The 20,804-nt window shown below is 61.8% G+C and carries 18 protein-coding genes and 3 pseudogenes; 3 read left to right on the top strand and 18 right to left on the bottom strand.

Annotation, left to right across the window (positions count from 1 at the left end; genetic code table 11):
• Positions 1-29 precede the first annotated feature (29 nt).
• Positions 30-2,021: a TRAP transporter permease gene (locus tag Hhyl6_RS20070; protein WP_483741027.1), complete on the top strand. Its 1,992-nt coding sequence runs from the start codon at positions 30-32 to the stop codon at positions 2,019-2,021.
• Complete coding sequence (locus Hhyl6_RS20065) at positions 2,018-2,263, top strand: hypothetical protein (RefSeq protein WP_483741026.1); 246 nt, start codon at positions 2,018-2,020, stop codon at positions 2,261-2,263. The genes Hhyl6_RS20070 and Hhyl6_RS20065 overlap by 4 nt, the downstream gene beginning before the upstream one ends.
• A gap of 121 nt (positions 2,264-2,384) precedes the next feature.
• Here the strand turns inward: Hhyl6_RS20065 and scpC are convergent, their stop codons facing one another.
• Positions 2,385-3,860 carry a succinyl-CoA:acetate CoA-transferase ScpC gene (scpC, locus tag Hhyl6_RS20060; RefSeq protein WP_483741025.1) on the bottom strand — a complete coding sequence of 492 codons (1,476 nt, stop codon included), beginning with the start codon at positions 3,858-3,860 and terminating at the stop codon, positions 2,385-2,387.
• A 286-nt stretch (positions 3,861-4,146) separates the two neighbouring features.
• Between scpC and Hhyl6_RS20055 the strand changes: the two genes are divergently transcribed.
• Positions 4,147-4,923, top strand: a complete 777-nt coding sequence (locus tag Hhyl6_RS20055) for an enoyl-CoA hydratase/isomerase family protein (RefSeq protein WP_483741024.1) — start codon at positions 4,147-4,149, stop codon at positions 4,921-4,923.
• Between the two features lie 27 nt (positions 4,924-4,950).
• Here Hhyl6_RS20055 and Hhyl6_RS20050 read toward each other — a convergent pair whose 3' ends face one another.
• The 17 genes and pseudogenes from Hhyl6_RS20050 to Hhyl6_RS19970 all read right to left on the bottom strand — a co-directional run bounded on the left by Hhyl6_RS20050 (position 4,951) and on the right by Hhyl6_RS19970 (position 20,592).
• Positions 4,951-6,090 carry an acyl-CoA dehydrogenase family protein gene (locus Hhyl6_RS20050; protein ID WP_483741023.1) on the bottom strand — a complete coding sequence of 380 codons (1,140 nt, stop codon included), beginning with the start codon at positions 6,088-6,090 and terminating at the stop codon, positions 4,951-4,953.
• Between the two features lie 71 nt (positions 6,091-6,161).
• On the bottom strand, positions 6,162-6,512 hold the full coding sequence (locus Hhyl6_RS20045) for a cupin domain-containing protein (RefSeq protein ID WP_483741022.1): 351 nt from the start codon (positions 6,510-6,512) through the stop codon (positions 6,162-6,164).
• A 62-nt stretch (positions 6,513-6,574) separates the two neighbouring features.
• Positions 6,575-7,777 carry an L-2-hydroxyglutarate oxidase gene (gene lhgO / locus Hhyl6_RS20040; RefSeq protein WP_483741021.1) on the bottom strand — a complete coding sequence of 401 codons (1,203 nt, stop codon included), beginning with the start codon at positions 7,775-7,777 and terminating at the stop codon, positions 6,575-6,577.
• A 220-nt stretch (positions 7,778-7,997) separates the two neighbouring features.
• Positions 7,998-8,990: a ribonucleotide-diphosphate reductase subunit beta gene (locus tag Hhyl6_RS20035; protein ID WP_483741020.1), complete on the bottom strand. Its 993-nt coding sequence runs from the start codon at positions 8,988-8,990 to the stop codon at positions 7,998-8,000.
• 35 nt (positions 8,991-9,025) lie between these two features.
• A complete protein-coding gene (locus tag Hhyl6_RS20030) occupies positions 9,026-11,464 on the bottom strand; it encodes a ribonucleoside-diphosphate reductase subunit alpha (RefSeq protein ID WP_483741019.1) in 2,439 nt (812 codons plus the stop codon).
• Entirely contained in the window at positions 11,461-11,964 is a 504-nt protein-coding gene (gene nrdR, locus Hhyl6_RS20025) for a transcriptional regulator NrdR (protein WP_483741018.1), read from the bottom strand. Before nrdR ends, Hhyl6_RS20030 begins: the two co-directional genes overlap by 4 nt.
• A gap of 533 nt (positions 11,965-12,497) precedes the next feature.
• On the bottom strand, positions 12,498-12,854 hold the full coding sequence (locus Hhyl6_RS20020) for a hypothetical protein (RefSeq protein ID WP_483741017.1): 357 nt from the start codon (positions 12,852-12,854) through the stop codon (positions 12,498-12,500).
• Positions 12,855-12,856: 2 nt separating this feature from the next.
• A pseudogene (locus tag Hhyl6_RS20015) lies at positions 12,857-13,364 on the bottom strand (FAD-dependent oxidoreductase); the annotation flags it as partial.
• 318 nt (positions 13,365-13,682) lie between these two features.
• Positions 13,683-14,102, bottom strand: coding sequence for a hypothetical protein (locus Hhyl6_RS20010; protein WP_483741016.1), 420 nt, complete (start codon positions 14,100-14,102; stop codon positions 13,683-13,685).
• A gap of 91 nt (positions 14,103-14,193) precedes the next feature.
• Entirely contained in the window at positions 14,194-14,739 is a 546-nt protein-coding gene (locus Hhyl6_RS20005) for a hypothetical protein (protein ID WP_483741015.1), read from the bottom strand.
• A complete protein-coding gene (locus Hhyl6_RS20000) occupies positions 14,736-15,473 on the bottom strand; it encodes a DsbA family protein (protein WP_483741014.1) in 738 nt (245 codons plus the stop codon). The genes Hhyl6_RS20005 and Hhyl6_RS20000 overlap by 4 nt, the downstream gene beginning before the upstream one ends.
• Positions 15,474-15,554: 81 nt before the next feature.
• Positions 15,555-15,968, bottom strand: a complete 414-nt coding sequence (locus Hhyl6_RS19995; protein WP_483741013.1) for a DUF7522 family protein — start codon at positions 15,966-15,968, stop codon at positions 15,555-15,557.
• Between the two features lie 7 nt (positions 15,969-15,975).
• Complete coding sequence (locus Hhyl6_RS19990) at positions 15,976-16,389, bottom strand: thioredoxin family protein (RefSeq protein WP_483741012.1); 414 nt, start codon at positions 16,387-16,389, stop codon at positions 15,976-15,978.
• A gap of 334 nt (positions 16,390-16,723) precedes the next feature.
• A pseudogene (locus Hhyl6_RS19985) lies at positions 16,724-16,933 on the bottom strand (PAS domain-containing protein); the annotation flags it as partial.
• 402 nt (positions 16,934-17,335) lie between these two features.
• Complete coding sequence (locus Hhyl6_RS19980; protein ID WP_483741011.1) at positions 17,336-18,454, bottom strand: hemolysin family protein; 1,119 nt, start codon at positions 18,452-18,454, stop codon at positions 17,336-17,338.
• Between the two features lie 4 nt (positions 18,455-18,458).
• A pseudogene (locus tag Hhyl6_RS19975) lies at positions 18,459-19,291 on the bottom strand (ABC transporter ATP-binding protein); the annotation flags it as partial.
• Positions 19,292-19,383: 92 nt separating this feature from the next.
• Complete coding sequence (locus tag Hhyl6_RS19970; RefSeq protein ID WP_483741010.1) at positions 19,384-20,592, bottom strand: hypothetical protein; 1,209 nt, start codon at positions 20,590-20,592, stop codon at positions 19,384-19,386.
• Between the last annotated feature and the right edge of the window lie 212 nt (positions 20,593-20,804).

Below are 20,804 nucleotides of genomic sequence, written 5' to 3'. Positions count from 1 at the left end.
GACCAGCCGTTCTTTATATACTACCAATCATGAGCACACAAACGGAACACACTGGTCGGGCGTCGAAGCTACTCCGAGGACTGGACGTCACCGTCACGGGCGCCGCCTTGGCGTTTTGGGCCATCGTCATCGCGTGGTCGTACACTCAGACGTGGTCGACGGTCAGATACGCCACCATCTTCGTCGGCGGCATCATGACGGTGTACGCACTCAACGAAACGAGAGAAGCCCTCGAAGAAGGGGACTGGGTCGACAGCGCAGTGCTGTTACCGTCTTCGATAGTGCTCATCACGGCCTCCGCGTACTTCGCGCTGAACTTCGAGGCCGTCTACCTCCTGCGGCAGGGGTTCGCCCTCACGCACGAGTACATGCTGGCCCGTCTCATCATCATCTCGCTGTTGTACCTGACGTGGCGCGAGTTCGGGAACCTGTTCCTCGGCTTGGTCGTCGGCGTGATGATATACGCCCTATACGGGAACGTCATCCCCGGCGTCCTCGGCCACGCCGGGATGAGCGAACTAACCCTCCTGCAGGCGACGGTCACCGACCTGTACGGCTTCTACGGGTCGCTCACGCAGTTGACGGCGTCGTGGATTGCTCCGTTCCTGCTGTACGCCGGGTTGCTGTTCGCCTACGGTGCGTTCGACCTGATACTGCGTATCGCCATCGTGGCGGCGAAGTACGTCGAGTCCGGGGTGGCCCAGACCGCCGTCCTCTCTTCGGCAGTCATCGGCTCTATCAACGGGTCCTACACCGCCAACGCCGCCATGACCGGTTCGTTCACCATCCCGACGATGAAGGAGAGTGGGATGGCCGGCCACCGCGCGGCCGGCATCGAAGCCGTCGCCTCGACGTCGGGACAGGTGCTGCCGCCGGTCATGGGCGCGTCCGCGTTCGTCATGGCGTCGTACCTCGGCGTTCCGTACCTCAACATCGTCGTCGCCGGCCTGGTTCCGGCCGCGATTCTGGTCGCCTCCATCGGTATCGCGGTGCACTACACCGCGCTCAGCGACTCCAGCAGCCAGGACATGGAGTTCTCGGAGTTCTTCGACGAACACCTCACCAGCCAGCAGAAACTGTTCGAGGCGATTCGGTTCGGCATCCCGTTCGGGGTGCTCATCTACCTGCTGGGTATCGCCCAGTTCACGGTGATGACGTCGGCGCTGTACACCGTCATCGCCATGGTCGTCACCGGCATCACGATGCCGACCATCCAGCGCCTCGTGGACAGTTCGGACACCTCACCCGGGGCCGAATTCGTCACGCAGGTCAAGAACACGGTGTTCGGGTTCCGTCGCGGGGCCATCATCCTCGCGCCCATCGCCATCATCCTCGTCGTCATCAGCGGCGTCGTCAACATCTTCGGGACGACCGGCGTCCCGGCGAAGATAGCGCTCTTGATGATAAACATCTCCGGCGGCGTGTTGCTGTTCGCCGTCCTGCTGGGGATGGCCGTCGCCATCCTGATGGGCGTCGGCATGCCGACGGTGGCGGCCTACGTCATCGTCGCCATCCTCATCGTCCCGACGTTCGTCTCCGACTTCGGCGTCGCGAAGATTACGGCCCACTACACCGTCTTCTACGCCGCAATCTTGGCCGGCATCACGCCGCCGGTGGCCACGGCGGCGGTGGTCGCGGCGGGCATCGCCGAGGCGAACTTCTGGAAGACCTGCGGCGCGGCCATCAAGATTGCCGCGCCGCTGTTCGTCCTGCCGGTCGCGTTCGTCTACAACCCCGGCCTCATCGCGATGAGCATCGGCCTCAACACGCTGGTCGTCGGGACGCTGGTCATGCTGGGCGCTATCGCAATCATATACGGGTTGAACTACCCGTTCAGGATGCGTCCCGGCCGGAAGGTGCTCCTCCGGGCCGGACTGGCCGTCCTCGGCGTCCTCATCATGACCTTCCCGTCCGACGTCGTCAAGTTCGCTGGCATCGTCGTGTTCGCGGGCGTCTTCGTCGGTGAGAAGGTGATGTTCCGTGGCCTCAATCTCCCGTTCACGAAGGGGGTGAAACAATGAGTTCCAACGAGGAAGCACCCGAAGACATGGTCGACACGTCGCAGGCGGGCGGCCTCGGCGAGATAATTCCCGACCCGCTCATGCCGGTGTGGCACAGAGTCGAGATGATTCAGGAGTTCCGCGAGACCCACGGTGACACCTACGTCACCGTGCTCGAACTGCTGACCGGCATCGCCCTCACCGCCGGCTACGTCTGGTGGGCCTACCTCTACCTGTTTGGCGGGTCCACGACCACTATCTGAGTCGGCCGGCCTCCGAATCCGTTTTCTCGTCGTCCATCGTTCACTCCCCGCGAGCGGTGCGGCCGCTACGACGGGTCCTATGCCACCAGAAGTGATTGCGTCGGAATCCGCGACGTCGGTCTTACTGCCAGTTCGCCGCCCGCTCGACGTCGTGCGGGATGTGGTTGTCCTGTCGTTTCACGTCGTCGAGATACGCGCGCAGGTCCGCAGTGAACTCTGGGTGGGCGCAGTGGGTGATTATCTCCTCGGCGCGCTCGACCGGCGAGAGGCCGCGCACGTCGGCGACGCCCTGTTCGGTGACGAACACGTCGACGTCGTGTTCCGTGTGGTCGACGTGGAACGTCATCGGGACTACCCGCGAGATGTCGCCCCCCTTCAGCGTCGAGGGGAGCGCACAGACGGTGACAAGCGAGTTGCGGTTGAAGTCCGCCGACCCGCCGACGCCGTTTATCATCCGCGACCCGCCGACGTGCGTGGAGTTGACGTTGCCGTAGATGTCGAACTCGATGGCGCTGTTGACGCCGACGACGCCGAACTGGTCGATGAGACCCGGGTGGTTGGCGACGTCGGCCGGTCGGAGGACGATGTCCTCCGCGTAACGTTCGACGTCCTCGAAGAGTCGTTCCTGCCCTTCCTCGGTGAGCGCCATGGACGTCGCACTCGCACACTCGAGGCGTCCGGCGTCGAGCATGTCGAAGAGACCGTCCTGGATGAGTTCGCCGAAGTACACCACGTCCCGCCCGCCGAAGTCGAGTTCCTTCAGTTCACCCATCAGCGCGTTGCCGAGCGACCCGACGCCGAACTGGAGATGAACCGCGTCGTCGAACACCGGCGAGCGGTCCATCTCCCGGGCGAGGAACGACCCGAGGTTGGCCGCGATAGCGAGGTCGTCGTCCGTCGGGTCGCGGAAGGAGTACGTCGAATCGGCGACGTCGGTCTCGACGACGCCGACGAGTTTCTCGGGGTCGAAACTGACGTGACTGGTCCCGATTCGCTCGCCCGGGGTAGAGAGCGGGACCGGGTCCCTGTTCGGCGGTTTCCCGGGCCGATAGATGTCGTGGAGCGCCTGCAGTTCGAGGGGCTGTCTGTGGTTCAGTTCGACCACGAGACTGTCGGCGGCCTCGACGAACGCCGGGACCTGCCCGAGTGACGTGGAGGGGACGAACCAGTCTTCGCCGACGGCGACGGCTTCGACCACCGCGACGTCGGGGTCGACCAACCCGCCGTACTGTACCTCGTCGCCGATGGCCGAAGCGTTTCGGTCGCTGAACGCTATCTCGCGGCGATTGGTCGCGGACCGGGCAACGCTGGAGGACTGGTACGAGAAGCGGCGGTCGATGGCCCCGGACTCGACGAGGCCGACGTCTATCTCCTCGCCGACGTTGCCGCTGTGGACGACGGTGAGTCCGAGGTCCCGGTCGTCCTCCGCCAGCGCGAGCGGTATCGCCTTCGGGTAGCCGACGCTCCCGAACCCACTGGTGAGCACCGTCGCGTCTGCCTCGATGCCCGCCGCCGCGGTGTCGGCGTCGACGAGCGGCAGGTCGCCGTACAGTCGACGCTCGAACGGTCCGTCCGCCGACGCCGGGCTACGGGTCACGAGCGGTCACCTCGACACTGCTGGTGCGCCGAGTGGTCAGTACGAGCGATGCGACTGTCGCTGGTGGCGTCCTACTGCCACCGTCCGTGAAGGGAGACATTTGTCTGTTGAGTGGGGACTCAGTGCCGGACGGCGGCCTCCGTAGCCGCCGCTTGCGCTCGGGACCGAGTCTCCGGTCGTAAGCCGGTCGCTACTCGTGTATCCGCGTCTGAGATAATAAATCGTGGGGTAGCCGACGAGGGGCGAACCGGCCAGTTATATGAGGGGACGGACCGATACGACGGCCATGGAAGCGTACGACGACATCAGCTACGGCGTGACCGACGGTATCGCGACTATCACCATCGAGCGCCCCGACGTGTACAACGCCTTCACACGGAACACCGTCCTCGAACTCAACGACGCCGCCCGGACCGCCGAAGCGGACGACGACGTGTACGCGCTCGTGTTGACCGGCGCAGGCAAGGGCTTCTGTTCCGGTGCCGACACCACGGAGATGCCCGACTGGGACGAGCAGTCCCCGGAGGAGTACGGCGCGTTCCTCTGGCTCATCCAGCAGTTCGTGTGGAACCTCCGGACGATGGCGACCCCCTCTATCGCCGCCGTGAACGGGCCGGCCATCGGCGCTGGCTGTGACTTCGCGCTGGCCTGTGACCTGCGCGTCGTAGGCGAGGAGGGCGTCATGCGCGAGGGGTTCGTCAACGTCGGACTGGTGCCCGGCGACGGCGGCGCGTGGCTGTTGCCCCGCCTCGTCGGCGAGTCCAAGGCCCGCGAGTACCTCCTCACCGGGCGGGACATCACTCCGGAGGACGCCGTGGACATCGGTCTCGCTGTGGAGGAGGCCGAGGACGCGCTGGCGGCGGCCGGCGACCTCGCCGCGGAGATTCGGGACAAACCCGCGACGGCGGTCCAACACACCAACCGCCTCGTGGACCCCCAACAGAGCTTCGACGACTACTGCCGCAAGGCGGCCGAGTACCAGTGGGACTGCGTCGTCGACGCCGAACACAAGGAAGCCGTGGCCGCGTTCAACGAGGGTCGAGAACCCGAGTACGACCGCTGAGCGAGTCAGGCGGCGAGAGACGGAACGTTACCGGTCAGAGACGGCTGGGAGACCGTCCGCCTTCAGCGCGCGGGCGATGGTGTTCAACTGCATCTCGTCGGTGCCCGCGGCGATGCGTCTGCTGCGGGCGAACCTGTAGAGGTGTTCCAGCGGGTGCCCTTGCTGATAGGCGCGGGCCCCGACTATCTGGACGGCCTCGCTGACGACGTCTTCGACGATCTGCGAGCAGTGGAGTTTCGCGGTCGACGTTTGGAGGCGGGACGGTGGCTGGTCGTGACCCTGTGCCCCCGCCGCAGACATGTACGCCAGCGAGGCGGCGGTCTCGACCTGTCGGTACATCTCGGCGAGTTTCCACTCGATGCCCTGGAACTCGTCGAGCGTCTGGCCGAACTGTTCTCGCTCCTCCGCGTAGGCCAGCGCCTGTTCCAGTGCCGCCTCCGCCCAGGCGACCGTGAGAATCGAACTCCCCAGTCGCTCCCAGTTGAGCGAGACGAGTTGCTCCTTGAACGCCTCCTTGCCCCGCGTGAGCACGTAACTCTCTGGCACGACGACGTCGTCGATAGTGAAGTGGGTCTGGGCGTAGCCGGCCATGTTCGTGTAGACTTCTTCGATTTCGACGCCGGGGTCGTCGTAGGGGATGACCACCGACCCGAGTCCCTCGGGGAACCGGACCCACGTCACCGCCGCGTCGCCGAACGGGACGCCCCCGACCCACGTCTTCTCGCCGTTGCAGACCAGTTGCCCGTCCTCCTCGGTGACTTCCGTCGTCATCGACCCGACGTCGGACCCGGCGTCGGGTTCCGAGATGGCGATAGAGACGAAGCTCTCGCCGGTCGTCACGGCCGGGAGGAACTCCTCTTTCACCGTCTCGGACCCGAACAGGTCGATGGCCCGCGGGGCGACCATGTTCTGCATGTAGGTGAACCACCCCGTGTCCGGACACTCGCGTCCGACCGCTTGAGTCAGGAGCATGGCCGTCACGTCGGACAGCCCTTGGCCACCGTACTCCTCTGAGATGGACGGACAGTAGAGGTCCGCCTCGGCGAGTCGCTGGAGATTCGTCCACGGGACGTCGCCGTTCCACGTGTAGGCGTCGTCGGCGAACTCCGCCGCGACCGACTCCGCACGCTCAGCGTACTCCCGTTGCTCCGCAGTCAGGGTTTGCATCACGCTAGCCTTCCGGATAAACCGTGATAAATTGTCGGATTCGCCTGCCGGGGCGCGTCTGGCCGGTCGACTCACTCCGTGTAGGCTTCGATGCGGGGGGTAAACGTATCTAGCAGTTCGGTTCGTTCGGCGACGCCCCGAACGCCGTGACGCACGCCCGGCCCAACGATGAACGAGTCGCCCGCCGTCAGCGTCTGCTCGTGGTCCCCGAACAGTTCGATGGCCCCCTCGACGACGTACACCGTCTGTTTCGTCTCCTCGTGTTCGTGTTCGGGGAAAACCGCACCCTCATCGACGGTGTAGTGGACCTGCATTGTCTCGTCGTCGTAGCAGAGCACACGCCGTTCGATTCCGTCGTAGGCCTGTTCGGTCTTGTGCGGGTCCTCCCACCTTCCAGCGACGAAGTTCTCGGCTGACTCCATACCCGAGGGTGACGGGCAACCCACATAACGATAGGCCCGGTCGACGAATTTCTCGCGCGACCTCAGACCTTCGCGGCGAGCGTCTCGGCGATGTGTTCGCCGAAGGGAAGCGAGGAGGTCAGCCCCGGAGACACCGCGTTGAGGATGTGCACCGCGTTCTCGCGTTCGATGAACAGCGGGTCTTTCACCAGTTCGCCATCCGCGCTGACCAGTTGGGCGCGGATACCCGCGTAGCTCTTCTCTAAGTCCTCCGCGCATACCTCCGGGACGAGGCGCTGTGACGCCTCGGCGAACTTCTGCTTGCGGTAGGACTTGTTCAGTTCTTCCCACGCGACCGACAGCATCGTCTTGGAGGCGAGGAGTTTCCTGAATCCCTCGTAGGTGAGCGTCTCTGCGAGGTCGGCCAGGTCCACGTCGGTGTTGTCGTACGCCTCGCGGCCGAAGGCCAGCACCGCGTTCGGACCGACGATGACCTTCCCGTCGGTTCGGCGCGTATAGTGGACGCCGAGGAAGGGGAGGTCCGGGTCGGGCGTCGGGTAAATCATCGTCCGACAGAGGTCGGCCTTCTCGGGCGTGAGTTCGTAGTACTCTCCGCGGAACGGGACGACCTGATACCCCTCACCGACGCCGACCTGTTGAGCCAACGTGTCGGCGTGCAACCCCGCCGCGTTCACCAGATACGACGCCTCGATGTCGCTGTTGCTCGTCGTGAGACGATAGCCGCCCGCGGTGTGTTCGACCTGTGTGACGGCGTGACCGGTGTACAGCGAGACGCCGGCCCGTTGAATGTCGCGCGCGAGCGCGTACACGTACTGCTGTGAGTCCACCGAGGCGGCTTCCGGAGCGTAGAGGGCACGCTGTCCGACGGCGTGCGGTTCGTGCTCGTGAATCGCCTCCTCGGACTCCAGCAGTTCGTACTCGACGCCGTTGGCCTCGGCCTGTTCGGCGAGCGTCTCCAGATGGGCCGCTTCGCGGTCCGTCTTCGCCACGACGAGGACCCCCAGTTCCTCGCACGGCACGTCGTTGTCCGCGCAGTACTCCTTCATCCGTCTGGTCCCCTCGGTGGCGAAGCGGGCTTTCTTCGAGTCGGGCGGGTAGTTGAACCCCGGGTGGAGGACGCCAGAGTTCCTGCCACTCTGGTGCTCCGCGAGGTGGTGTTCCTTCTCGAGGACGGCGACGTCGAGGTCCGTCTGTGCCGCGAGATGCTTCGCGACAGACAGCCCGACGCAACCGCCACCGACGATGGCGACGTCGTGATGCATCATTGCTAACTCGTGGCTCGATTTGCCGGGGTCGCAGTTAGGTATGTCGCTTTCACCGACTGTTTCCCCGGGCGGGCGCGCGGCTACCGCTATTTCGCCCCAATCTTCAGGGGAGTTGAGACTACATCGGCTTCAGCGGGACGGTAAGCTGTCCATTCGGCGTGGTGCCACTGTGCGATAGTTCGAAAGACGTTCCCTTCGCTTTGCGGATCGCGGTCGAACACTACCAGTCGAGGCTCCCTCCACTCTGGTATTCAGTCACTTGCGTCTCGAAGAAGTTCTTCTCCTTGTTCAGGTCGACTTGCTCGGACAACCACGGAAACGGATTGTCGGTCCCGTACTGTTCCGGTAAGTCGAGTTGTCCAAGGCGCCGGTCGGCGATGTGTTCGACGTACTCGGCGAACTGTTCGGCACTCATTCCGAGAATCTCGTCAGGGCAGGCCTCGTAGGCGTAGATTTTCTCTAATTCGACGGCTTCGGTGATCAGATCAACCACTTCGTCACCGAATTCGGTGGTCCAGACACCCGGGTTCTCAGTCCGAATCTGGTTGATGAGGTCCACGCCGAACCCGAGGTGGAGTGACTCATCACGCATGATGTACTCGAACTGTTGCCCGACGCCGACCATCTTGCTCTGGCGTTTCAGGCCGAGCATCATCGCGAACCCAGCGTAGAAGAAAATCCCCTCCATGATGACGTAGAATCCGACGAGGTCACGGAGGAAGTTGCGGAGGTCTTCGTCCGTTTCGATGGTGAAGCCCTCTCTATTGATTACCCGCGTCAAGTCGACCACGAACTCGTCTTTCTCTTTGATGGACGGCACGCGGTCGTACATTCCATAGAGGTACTCTGGGTCGAACCCGAGCGAGTCACAACAGTAGATGAACGTGTCCGTGTGGATGGCTTCCTCGTAGGCCTGCCGGAGCAGGTACTGACGGCATTCGGGGGCTGTGACGTAATCGTACACTGCCAGGACGATGTTGTTCGCGGTGAGCGACTCGGCCGTCGAGAAGAAGCCGAGATTCCACTCCACGAGCTGTCGTTCGGCGTCTGAGAGGGCCTCGCCGTTCCACTGGGTGACGTCGTCCTGCATCGGGATTTCCTCGGGCACCCAGTTGTTGTTCACACCGGCTTCGTAGTACTCGCGGGCCCAGTCGTAGTCGATCGGGAGTATCTTGTTCGGGTCGTGTTCGGCGTCGTTGTTGATGATGGGCATCGTCGTAGTGATTGAGCGGACGTTCTTTGCGTGTGTTACTGACAAGCCTCGCAGGTGGAATCCTCGACTCTGCAGAGGTCGCCCTCGTCGGTGGGACGACCACCATCGGATTCGAGGGCCTCAGACGAAGACCCATCGCGACGCTGAGTCTTCCCGTACTCGGACATGTCCAGCGTGGACTTCTCGATCTGGGAAGCCCCGAGCGTTCGGAGGTAATAGGTCGTTTTCAGACCCAGTTCCCACGCCGTCTCGTACACATCGGTAAGGAGGGAACCGTCTGTCGACGGGAAGAAGACGTTGTGCGAGACAGACTGGTCGATCCACGTCTGTCGGTGTGCCGTCAGCCGAAGCTGATGACGCGGATCGATCTCGAAGGCCCCTCGGTACAGTCGCTTCAGGTCGTCTGGGATGGCCTCGATTTCCTGAACCGACCCGTCGTGATACTTGATGCGGTCGATCATCGCCTCCTCCCAGAGGTCCAGTTCTCGCAGGTCTTCGACGAGCTGGTCGTTGATGATCGTGAAATCGCCCGACATATTCGACTTCACGTACAGATTAGAGTAGAGAGGCTCGATCGACGGCGTCGTCCCGTTGATGGTCGAGACGGTCGCCGTCGGGGCGATGGCCATCGTGTTCGAGTTCCGCATCCCGTGTTCTTCGATGTGTTCGCGGACGACGTACCAGTCGAGCGTCTCCTCCCGCTCGGTCGGAATCTCACGGCCCCGTTCGTCCTCCAAGAGGTCAACGGTGTCCTGTGGGAGTAGGCCGCGGTCCCACTTCGAACCTTCATACGAGGGGTACGGGTTGCGTTCCGCCGCGAGCTTCGAGGAATTGAGAAGCGCGTGGTAGGAGACGAACTCCTGCCAGCGATTGGCCTTCTCGACCGCCTCTTCGGAGTCCATCGGTATCTCCAGTTGCATCAGGGCGTCGTGGAAGCCCATCGTCCCCAGGCCGACCGGACGATGTTGCATGTTCGAGCGTTCGGCCTCGTCGGTCGGGTAGAAACAGAGATCGACGACGTTGTCGAGCATCCGCATCGCCGTCTCGATGGTCTCCGTGAGGTATTCCCGGTCGAGTTCACCATCTGTGACGTGCGTCGCGAAGTTGACGCTCCCCAGATTGCAGACGGCGTGTTCGTCCGCGGTCGTGTTGAGCGTTATCTCCGTACACAGGTTCGAAGAGTGGACTGTCCCGACGTGGTCCTGTGGGGAGCGAACGTTACAGGGGTCTTTGAACGTCAGCCACGGGTGACCCGTCTCGAACAGTCGCGTGAGCATCTTCCGCCAGAGGTCCTCGGCGTCGACGCGGTCGTACTGTCTGAGTTCGCCTTCGTCGGCTTGCTGTTCGTATTCGCGGTACCGCTCTTCGAACGCCTCACCAGAGAGGTCGTGGAGGTCGGACACCTCGTCGGGGCTGAAGAGTGTCCACTGCTCACCATTTTTCACGCGCTTCATGAAGAGATCCGGAATCCACGCGGCCGTGTTCATATCCGGCGTGCGGCGACGCTCGTCCCCCGTGTTGCGCTTGAGGTCGGTAAAGGCAGGGAAATCGAGGTGCCAGCAGGCAAGGTACGCACACGCAGCCCCGCGCCGTTTTCCAGAGCGGTTGATCGCCGCCGTGACGTCGTTGCTGATACGGAGGAACGGTACGACGCCAGTCGACTCAACGCCAGTGCTCTCGATGAGCGCACCGGCCGACCGGAGATTCGTCCAGTCGTTGCCAAGCCCACCGCTCCACTTCGAAAGCTGTGCGTGGTGTTTGTACGAGTCGAAGATGTTCTCCAGGTCGTCCTGGACTGTCGTCAGGTAACACGACGAAAGCTGAGGGTGCGTCGAACCGCTGTGGAACAGCGTCGGCGTCGATGGAGTGAACTCTAGCTTCGAGAGCACGTCGTAGAACTCCTTGGCTCGTGATTGCGGATCGTCCTCCTCGATTGCGAGCCCCATCGCGACCCGCATCCAGAACGCCTGCGGGAGTTCGAGGTGTTCCCCGTTCTGCTCGATCTTGAGGAAGTACCGCTGGTACAGCGTCTCCATCGCCATGTATTCGAACTTCTGGTCGCGACCGAGTTCGAGGTATGCAGCGAGGTCATCTAGGTCAAAACGTTCGGTAAGGCGCTCGTCAAGGAGGGCGAGATCGACAGCACGTTGGAGGTTCGTGACGAACGCCTCCCGGTATGCACGGTCAAGTTCAAATCCAGTTAGGTTTTCGCCGAGTATCTCCCGGTAGTATCGCTGTCGGAAGACCGCTGCTGCAACGCGTTTGAGCTTCGGCTCACGTTCTACACGTGCGGTCAGGGCTTGAATGACAGCCTGGTAGACTTCGTCGACGGGTGCATCATCGTAGAGATTGCGTTCGATCTCGGTGACGAGGTCGTTCCAGTCTGCCGAGGTTAGATTCGTCTCGATGTCGGTACGTGCTCGGTCAAGGATCGGACGGATATCAGGTGCCGTCCCATTGGATTGCTGGCTCATGTGTTAGGCGATTGATCGTCGTTTATCGCTGGTTCGAAATCGTCGACTTCCGCATCGAGGACCGCATCGAGTTCGCGAAGGAACTCCTCTGGTTCGGAGAAGGCTTTGTAGACCGAGACGAATCGAATATACGCGACCTTGTCGACGGCGCGTAATCGGTCGGAGACGTGTTCGCCGACGAGGCTCGAGGAGACGATGCGTGTCTCTCGATCTTGAAGTGTGCTCTCGACGTCGTCGACGAGGCTCGTCACGCGCGTCTCGGACACGTCGCGCTTCTCCACAGCGCGTTCGATACCCGCGCGAAGTTTCGCACGGTCGAAGGGTTCGATGGTTCCGTCGCGTTTTTTCACCTGGAGGGAATCCCACTCCGGACGTTCGTAGGTGGTGAAGCGGAACGTACACCGTTGACACTCGCGTCGCCGTCGGACGGAAGCTCCGTCGGCACTGCTCTCGGTATCGATGACGCGTGTTCGGTCGTTCCCGCAGTCCGGGCAGTCCATAGTTGTCACTCGTCGACCCTCCAGCTCTATAACCCCATATGTGGGGTCTGTCGGTTTCGACCGCAATATCTGGTGGTGGGAGCTATCATATAAACCTTCCCCAATTTAATTGATATAGTACAACTCCACTTGTATGATGGACGTCGGTAGTTGGGACCATATGCGTCGAGGGAGCCAGTCGACCAGTCGCAACTTCGGGAGATGATTTTGACGTGTGCCGTGATTCCGAGCACTGTAGTAACGGATTCACCCTCACGCTCGATGAGGCAATTACCGGAGTTTGCTGTACGCGCTCGCGGTTTTTCAGAGACGACGACACTGAGGACTCAGAGCCTGTCGTCGGGGATCTGCGTATCGTCGTCGTCCTGTGCTCGGTCTCCGTCGTCGAACGCGTACTGCTCGAAGCTGACATCTTTGTGGTCGCTCATTGGAATCGTCTCCTTCCGCGGAGGGGGGACACGAAACCGACCGAGACACGGGCTAAACAACGGACTACACTTAGAGAGCGATTTGTCGGTTGGCAAGGTTCCGGCTTACCGTCCTCGACAGTCGGCATCCGACGCATCGTCCCCTTCGTCTCTCAGTACCCTCGTCGCTCGCTTGGCGACGACGTCCATCTTGCAGACGACGACTACGTCTCGGCGGTCGGGACTTCCCCTGCCAAGTCGCGCTCGCCGGCCACGAACGAGAGTGGGTTCAGGCTTCCCCGGGTCGACGGCGAACCGCTCGATGTCGAGGGAGAGCGGCCCCAGTACCGCCTCGAGCAGGTCGACGCTTTCGCACGTGTCACCGTGCGGATTCGACGTGTCCCACTGGGAGCACGTCGAGCGCCAGTTCCACGAGCTCCTCTCGGAGGTCCGGACGTACTCCTCGGGAACTGCGCCGGTCACACTCACCCCAGTTTACCGGCGAGTGCTTTCGCGGCCGTCAGCACCGGGTCCCATACGGGGCTGAACGGCGTGGCGTACGCCAGGTCGGCGTTCTGTAGCCGTCATGCCGGCGTGTAGGGCCATCGCAACCGTGTCGATTCGCTTGGCCCCCTCAGCACCGACCACGCTACCGCCGAGTAGCTGTCCGGAGCCCCGATCTGCGACGAGGGTGACCTGAATCGCTTCGCTGCCGGGGTAGTAACCAGGGCGTGATTCGTCGGTGATCGTCACATTGCCGGGCTCGAAGCCGGCTTCCCGAGCCCGCGCCTCGTCGATGATTCCAGTGCGCGCCGCACCCAGGTCGAACGCCTTCACGATTGCGGTCCCCGCGATGTCACCGACCGGCGTCGGTGTACCTGTAACCGTCTGGCCGATCGCCCGGCCGGCGCGATTGGCGGTCAGCGCTAGGGGCACATGGTCGGGCTCGCCGGTCACGACGTGGCGTGCCTCCGCGCAGTCGCCCGCCGCATAGAACTCCCAGAAGAACAGCCCAAAAGAACAAGCGATACGGAGCGGTAGTACCACTCGAGGAATGGCCGACTCGGATGGAAGCGCCGAATCGACACAGTCGTATCGGGCACTATTCGGACTGGGCGGCGCGCTGAGTCTTTGCTGTCTAGTCGCGGCCCCAGCGTCGACCGGTGCAGCCGGCGCCATCGCTGGCGGCGGCACCGCCGCTCTCGGTGGGAGTCTGGTTCAGATTATCGTGACGGCCGTAACCGTGGCGCTTCTGGTAGGCTTCGTTCGACTTCGGACCGGCGACGAGAGCTGCGACGCCTGATCCGAGCGCTACCGTCCGCACGCCTCGCAACGCTGTCGCTGATAGTATAGCAATCCGCCGAAGGCGACGCCGCTCACTGCGCCGAGCGCCGGCCGCAGCGGGTCGAAGTAGGTCATGAGCGCCGACGAACTGAATAGCGTCAGCAGCACGACGTTACAGATCGGGCAACCGAACGCCAGGAACCCGCCGACGATGCCGCCGGCGGCGTAGCGGTCGCCGATCGGATCTTCAGTCAGCGACCGTTGGTAGACGAAGATGGCTGCGAACGCTGCCGTGGCGAGCAGAAATAGGTAGTCTGCCAAGGTACGCTCCACCATGCGAACGTAGATGGGGTTCGGTATCAGTCCTGTCACGACCCCGAACAGCAGGAAGGTTCCGATGCCGACGCCGGCGCTCTTCACAAGCCGGGGGCGCGGGAGGTCCGTCACTGCCCCACCTCCCCTCGCCAAGCGCCATCCGTTCGGTTATTCGATGCGTTCTGTGTCTCAACCGTCTGAGGTCGATTGGTCTGTCGCATAGTCACGTTGAATCGATCGAACACGTCTGTGGATCACCTGCGCGCCCGAGGAAATAGAGAAGCAGGGCGATGCCGCCTACGCGGAGAAGGTTGCCGTCGTACGGCAGCGCCGCCATCGCACCGACGAACCCCAGCGCTCCGAGCACACCCGCACCGCAGCTCGCGCAGCCGGCGGCAACCACTCCGGGCACGACGCTGACGACAGTTGCAGTCCCTCGACGACGCGCGCGTCGTACCAACGCCAGTGCGTTTGTCGTCGCAATACCGGTTAAGACTGCGTATCCAGCGACCAGTGCGAGACCGACTGCACCGGTGCTCAGGTATACTTCTCGAGTGAGTGCGGTAACGGCATAGACGACGGTGCGCGGGTCGTTTGCAAGCACCTGAATCGAGAACTGGAGAAACGAACTCAAGACCAAGACGATGTACGTGACGACTGTGCCGAGGGCGGTCGACAACAGGCGTAGATCGGACGTAAGCGGGTAGACGAGCGCGCCGCGGAGACTGCGAGCCCAGTCGCGACTCGCAGGAGTACTGTTCCCGCTCACGAGTCCATCACCTGGTCGATTGCCTCCGCGAAGTTCTCGTAGGGGTGGGCCCCAACTAGCTTCCCAGCAGCCCCAGACTCGCGGTTGTAGATAACGAAACCTGGTGTACCCTGAATTCTCGCCGCCTGAGCCACGTCGATATTTGGATCCATACTCTCACGAATCGGGTTCCCTCGTTTCTCACGGCAGTTATCGACCGCGGATACGTCAACGCCAGTTGTCCGCTCGGTAACCTGGGTGAACGTCTCCTCGTCAGCCCAGTCCGTTCCGGAACGAGGCTGTTCGTCGAAGGCCGCCGAGTGCCAGTTCCAGAATGCGTCAGGATTACTGTCGGCAACCTGTGCCCACACGCACCGCCCCCATATCGCCGCTGGCATCGAGTACTCCCCAATATTGGGATAGGACAACACTACCAGGCGGGCGTCGCCGGTGTCGAGGTAGTTGCGACCGATTTCAGGGAACGTCTCCGTCTCGAATTTCTTGCAGAACGGACACAGGTAGTCCGTCCAGTAGTAGATGTCCACCGCAGCGTCACGCTGGCCCGCAATCGGTCGTCCAGCGAGTTCGACGCCGAACTCTGTCGTCGTGGTGCTGCTGTGGGAGGTAGCGGGAACGTAGTGATGCTCGCTCGATCCGGACTGTGACGCGACATACGCGACACCGCCCCCGAGTGCGAGTATTCCGCCGCCAGCGAGAAGGGCTCGCCGACGAGTGATATTGCCCCTGTCGTCCATCGTTGTCCAATACCACTTTTCGTCGTCTGATAGACGTTGTGGTCCGTTGGTTGAAAACCACAATCTTCCTCTTTAGGGACCCTACACCGCGTTTTCGACTGTCTCAATTATTGAATACGGGTCGTGTGAGCCATCATTTCGCACCACGACAACGAGCCCGGCCGTCTCGTCGACTGGCACCGCGACGGTGACCAGCGTATCGTACACGCGAACAGTTGCGTGCAACGACTCCCCGTGATACTCCTCGTAGACCGAGCTGCCGATAGCCTCCAGCTGGATGTGCTCCAGAATCGCACGGATGTCCGAAACAGTGTACTGTGAGGACGCCGCCTCGTCTCGGTAGACGACATCGTACTCGCCGTCCTCGTAAGAAGCGAGGCCGACCAGCGTGTCACGGAGTTTATCATTCAGTGTCGATTCGAGATGGTGAGCGATATTCGCAAGTGAGCGGTCATTTGAGTGTGGTCCGTCCGCGCCAGCAGATCCATCGGTCATATTTGTTTCAAGCGTGCGTTTCGATTGCGGAGCGAAGCTGAGCCTCATCCTGCATTCCGACGAGCCGTTCTGCCGGCTTACCGTCAGCGGACAGGACGAGTGTTGGGACTCCGCGAACATCGTACTCGGCGGCGAGTTGCTGGTTCGCGTCGATATCGATTTTCGCCACGGTCGCGCTGGTATCGGTCGCGATCGTTTCGACGATTGGTTCGAGCATCTGGCACGGGCTACACCAATCGGCGTGGAAGTCGGCTAGCACGAGGTCGTACTCTGTGACAGTTTCTGATAGCTCGGCGCCTCCGTTGACGTGGGTCGGCTTAGACAGACTCTTCGGGCCAGATTCTTCAGAATCGCCCGTTTCAGCCCTATCCCGGAGTTCCGCTACTTTCTGTCGTCGGATCTCCTCGATATCTCCAGCCATTAGTTGACCGTTTGAACAGCACCGACATATTTGTTTTGCATTACTCCCACAATACTGCATCAGACAGGATGTGAGATAACAGGGTTTATGAACAGGACTGGAGCGCCTGATGTTCTCAATCGCCTGTGTCTCGGCCACATCGGTCTTCGAACTCCTGTTCAGGTGATGGAACAGCCAAGAGTATTGTTCATTATTACCAATATCGGTCCGGTGAGGAAAGAGCCGGGTCAGCCACGGATTGCTTCTCCGGATCGCAGATGGCGGTGACCAGCGTCCGACCGGCCGTGGCCCGCACCGCGTCGACGATACGAACGACATCGGCTGGTACCGGACCGTCGCCAGCTGTGATAGTTTCCCACAACTCTTGATAGAACTCTTGGTCGTGTTCCCCGGACTTCAGGATACGTGGGGTTCGTCCGACAGCTTCATCTTTAGAGTAGCCAGTAATGATCTCGAATGCTGGATTGACGTATTCTATCACGCCGTTTTCGTCGGTGAAGTAGACCGAATGCCCAGCGGCTTCGACGGCCTCTCGAAATGCTTGGTTATGTATGCTTCCCATTGCCCGTTTTCTCCGTCCTATAAATCTCTCCCTCGTGGACATAAATTCGTCATGTGTTTTCTCTCCCTGAAGATTCCCAGTATGCACCTCTACTGAGCAGTTGTTTTGAGCTGTATTCCCAACAAGAAACGACGTTCCGGAAATGGCTCGGTGACTAGCTACCCAACAACCGGCTGGATACAGAGTGATTGTCGGGTAGCTATCGGCCGACACTGTCGTCATCGCGTACTGCTGCCCAGTCTGGGACGGCGGCCGCCGGAGGCGTTCCCCAACGGCCAAAACCTTGTTCGGTAGCATGACCCCGTCAGTCTTGCTAGAGCCCACCGGCCGGTCGCCATCGTGATACAGGACGACTGAGGGTTGTCTCGGCACACGGTTCGCTGATCAACTCACTGCAGTTGTTTCGCGTCTTGAGCCGTCCACCGGTTCGGGGTCGGTGATGCGCACTCGTTCGATTCGGGTCCTGTCGACGGCCTCAACGGTCAGTTCGGCACCGTCGTAGGTGATGATCTCCCCAGCTTCGACCAGTCGGCCGGCGCGATTAAAGACGAACCCAGCGATCGTCTCGAACTCTTCGCCGTCTGGCAGGTCGACGCCGACGATATCGTTGACAGCCTCGATGTCGACGGCTCCGTCGACCACCACGGTTCGCTCGTCGACAGCGTCGTCGTAGCCACCGACGAGGGTACGGAGTTCGACGACGCCGACCACGCTATCGAGGTCGCTCTCGTAGACGGGCAGACGAGAGTGGCCGCTCTCGACGCAGACGGCGACCGCGTCGTCGACGGTCGCCGTCCGGGGCACGGCAGCCACGTCCAGTCGCGGCGTCATCACCTCCTTGGCGATGGTGTCGTCGAAGCGGAACACCCGCTGGAGCATCTCGCGCTCCTCACGCTCGATAACGCCCTCGCTCTCGCCAGTCTGAATCAACTCGCGTATCTCGTCGCGGGTCACGTACGAGGAGTCGATGGCGGTACCGCCGCCACTCAGGCGATTGACGACGCGGGTCAACTTATCGAACGTGACCACCAGCGGATAGAGTAGGTACTCCGAGAACTTGAGCGGGCGACCGACGGTCAGCGCCCACGACTCGGTGTTCTCGATGGCGTAGCTCTTGGGGGCGCTCTCGCCGAACAGAAGGACGACTGCCGTGACGCCGAACGTCGCCGCCAGCACGGCCTGTCCCTGTGTGAGGTACATCGCGAGCAGTCCCGTGGCGATGGAGGACATAGCGATGTTGACGAGATTGTTCCCGACGAGGATGGTCACCAGCAGTCGGTGGGGGTCGGCCTTCAGCGACGCGACGGTCGCCGCTCCCGACGCGCCGTCCGAAACCAGCGACTCGACGCGGTGTTGGGCCAGCGAGAACATCGCTATCTCCGCGGAGGAGAAGAAGCCCGACAGAGCAAGCAAGGCGGCGAGCAACGCGACGCCGAGGGCCGTGGCGACGTCTGTAGAGAGGCTTCCGACGACCATCACGACGCTCGCCTCGAACCCTGTCATGGCGTCAGTCGCTCAGCGAGTCGGCGTCGACCGGCGTCTCGAAGCCACCGTCGCCGGCAGTCCCGTTCGAGACGGCCGACTCGCTCTCGTCGTCGGGGAAGTAACACGCCGCCCGGTGGTCGTCGATACCGGCCTCGTCGAGGCCCGGTTCGGCCTCCCGGCACGATTCCTCGGCTTTGGGACACCGCGGTGCGAACGCACACCCCGACGGGAGGTCGACCGGATCCGGCGGTTCCCCGTCCAGGAGGACCCGGGTCCGGTCGGCTGTCGGATCTTTCTCCGGGGCCGCGGACAACAGTGACGTCGTGTAGGGGTGTTTCGGCTGATTCGCGATGTGGTTGACGTCGCCCTCCTCGATGATTCGGCCGAGGTACATGATAGCCAGTCGGTCCGACACCTGCACCAGACTCGCGAGGTCGTGGGAGATGTAGACGATGCCGATGTCCTCGGTGTCGGCCAGTCCCCGAAGCAGGTTGAGCAGGTTCACCTTCAGCGAGACTCCAGCATCGAAGCTGGTTCGTCACAGATGAGGAAATCCGGGTCCAGCACCAGTGCCTTCGCGACGGCGACGCGCTGGCGCTGCCCCCCCGACAGTTCGTGCGGGTACTGGTCAAGGAACTTTTCGGCGGGGGTCAGGCCCACTTTCTCCAGCGTCTCGACGATAGCTCGTTCCCGCTCATCGGTCCGGTAGTCGTGGATGGTCAGCGGTTCGCCGACCAACTTCCGGACGGTCTGACGGGGATTCAGCGAGTCGAACGGGTCCTGAAAGATTATCTGGACCTTGCGGCGGAACTCCTGTAGGTTTCCGTTCTGGTAGTAGTCGTAGGGTTCGCCGGCGGTGGCTAGGCGACGCGATGCGGGCGGTGTGTGGCTCGGACTGGACATAGCTGGTGTCGTGGCGCCGAAATGTCGGTGGACGTCGCCACGTTTCATCGTGATGGGTTCGATCGCTCGCGGATTGTGATTTGAATCGTGTTACTCGGGTCTGGTAAGCCAAAGATGTACCGCAGCGCAGTGACTGACAGCTCTCCCGAACCGAGGGACACGAATGAACGGTTCAGTTCTGGACGCTCGTCTGTGACAGCCAAATCCGTTCGATTCGACTCGTTCTTGACGAGCGAGAGATAGATCGTCTCTCCAGGGGAGATCGTGCCGTCGTATACCGTTTGACCGTAATCGGTGGGTGTATCGAGGAAGATCGCGGGGTCTGATACCGACGGCCCACCGAGATGGGTGAGTGCAACCATTGACCCGTTGGCAGTCAACGATGCGTTATACTGGGCAATCCCATTTGTGACCCAGCTCGGGGTCGTCGTGACTGTTTCGTTGATTCCCCCGACCCAGTACTGGTGAGCTAGTGTCACTGTCTCGTTCTCGACGACATGTGTCTCTTGGGCAGCAAACCCCCGAATGATCCCTTCCTCACTTACCACGACGGTCGCGTGGATCGTCTCGGTCGTAGCGACCACTGGCGTATCCCCGATGTTCGGTTGCACCGTCTCATTGATACCCGTCGACGAGTAGACGTAGAGCGTCCTGTTGTCCACTGGAACGGTACCAACGAACTCGTAGTCCAGATCACGCAGGTATTGATCGAGAGTACTCGAGCCGAACTCGGGGAGATACCGTGACTGTCCGTAAGATTCGTCGTCCCCGCGTCTGTATTCGTACAGAGTCTCGGGCCCCCACGTTTCCTGATAGAGTTCCACCATCGTCGCCTCTCGGGTGAACCAGTACGAGAACGATTCGTTGCCGTTGGCGATACGGACTTCGGTGCCGTTAGTGCCGTCTCTGACCGAGATTGTGTACTGCCGAACCGCCGGATAACGGAGCGTTCCATTCGTGTATACCGTAACGAGGTCTTCCCACACCGATCGTTCTCGATACGAGGCAGTGCGCAAGGCAGCCTGATGAACTTTGACGAGGCGGGTCCCGTTCTCGATTCCGTCTTTGGAGGTCCCGGGTGGGAACGTAGCAGTATCGGGCCCAAATTCTCCCGATAGCTCGGACCGGAGTGGCGTCGTCGGTGTTTCAGCGGTTGCCGGAGGAGAAATCGGCAGTCCGCCCGTGGTGATCCCAGCTACGGTGACGAGAGAGATACTCACGGCGATAAGGACTGTTCGGACCACGGGTGCCATACCCAGCTTCTCTGTTCGTTCCGGTGAAGACTATGACCAACTTAGTAGTTGTACGGCGGACTTACCGGTTCTGAGGATTCGATACCTACGCACGTTGACTGAGCGTCACAGGAGTGGTGGTAGGGACGGGAATGGGAACTGGTCGCCCTTGCCTCAGAAGGAGATGTCTTCAATTCGGTCGTCTTTCACGCCAGACTCAGCCCCACCGCGGT

The organism is Haloarcula sp. H-hyl6 (assembly GCF_056934455.1).
Note: the sequence above shows the minus strand (reverse complement) of the source record. Positions and strands in the feature narration are given on the sequence as shown.

What these genes read in the sequence shown, in the direction of transcription:
- Hhyl6_RS20070 (WP_483741027.1), top strand. Translation starts at nt 30, where the DNA reads ATGAGCACACAAACGGAACACACTGGTCGGGCGTCGAAGCTACTCCGA.
- Hhyl6_RS20065 (WP_483741026.1), top strand. Translation starts at nt 2,018, where the DNA reads ATGAGTTCCAACGAGGAAGCACCCGAAGACATGGTCGACACGTCGCAG.
- Hhyl6_RS20055 (WP_483741024.1), top strand. Translation starts at nt 4,147, where the DNA reads ATGGAAGCGTACGACGACATCAGCTACGGCGTGACCGACGGTATCGCG.
- Hhyl6_RS20050 (WP_483741023.1), bottom strand. Translation starts at nt 6,090, where the DNA reads ATGCAAACCCTGACTGCGGAGCAACGGGAGTACGCTGAGCGTGCGGAG.
- Hhyl6_RS20045 (WP_483741022.1), bottom strand. Translation starts at nt 6,512, where the DNA reads ATGGAGTCAGCCGAGAACTTCGTCGCTGGAAGGTGGGAGGACCCGCAC.
- lhgO (WP_483741021.1), bottom strand. Translation starts at nt 7,777, where the DNA reads ATGATGCATCACGACGTCGCCATCGTCGGTGGCGGTTGCGTCGGGCTG.
- Hhyl6_RS20035 (WP_483741020.1), bottom strand. Translation starts at nt 8,990, where the DNA reads ATGCCCATCATCAACAACGACGCCGAACACGACCCGAACAAGATACTC.
- Hhyl6_RS20030 (WP_483741019.1), bottom strand. Translation starts at nt 11,464, where the DNA reads ATGAGCCAGCAATCCAATGGGACGGCACCTGATATCCGTCCGATCCTT.
- nrdR (WP_483741018.1), bottom strand. Translation starts at nt 11,964, where the DNA reads ATGGACTGCCCGGACTGCGGGAACGACCGAACACGCGTCATCGATACC.
- Hhyl6_RS20000 (WP_483741014.1), bottom strand. Translation starts at nt 15,473, where the DNA reads ATGGACGACAGGGGCAATATCACTCGTCGGCGAGCCCTTCTCGCTGGC.
- Hhyl6_RS19995 (WP_483741013.1), bottom strand. Translation starts at nt 15,968, where the DNA reads ATGACCGATGGATCTGCTGGCGCGGACGGACCACACTCAAATGACCGC.
- Hhyl6_RS19990 (WP_483741012.1), bottom strand. Translation starts at nt 16,389, where the DNA reads ATGGCTGGAGATATCGAGGAGATCCGACGACAGAAAGTAGCGGAACTC.
- Hhyl6_RS19980 (WP_483741011.1), bottom strand. Translation starts at nt 18,454, where the DNA reads ATGACAGGGTTCGAGGCGAGCGTCGTGATGGTCGTCGGAAGCCTCTCT.
- Hhyl6_RS19970 (WP_483741010.1), bottom strand. Translation starts at nt 20,592, where the DNA reads ATGGCACCCGTGGTCCGAACAGTCCTTATCGCCGTGAGTATCTCTCTC.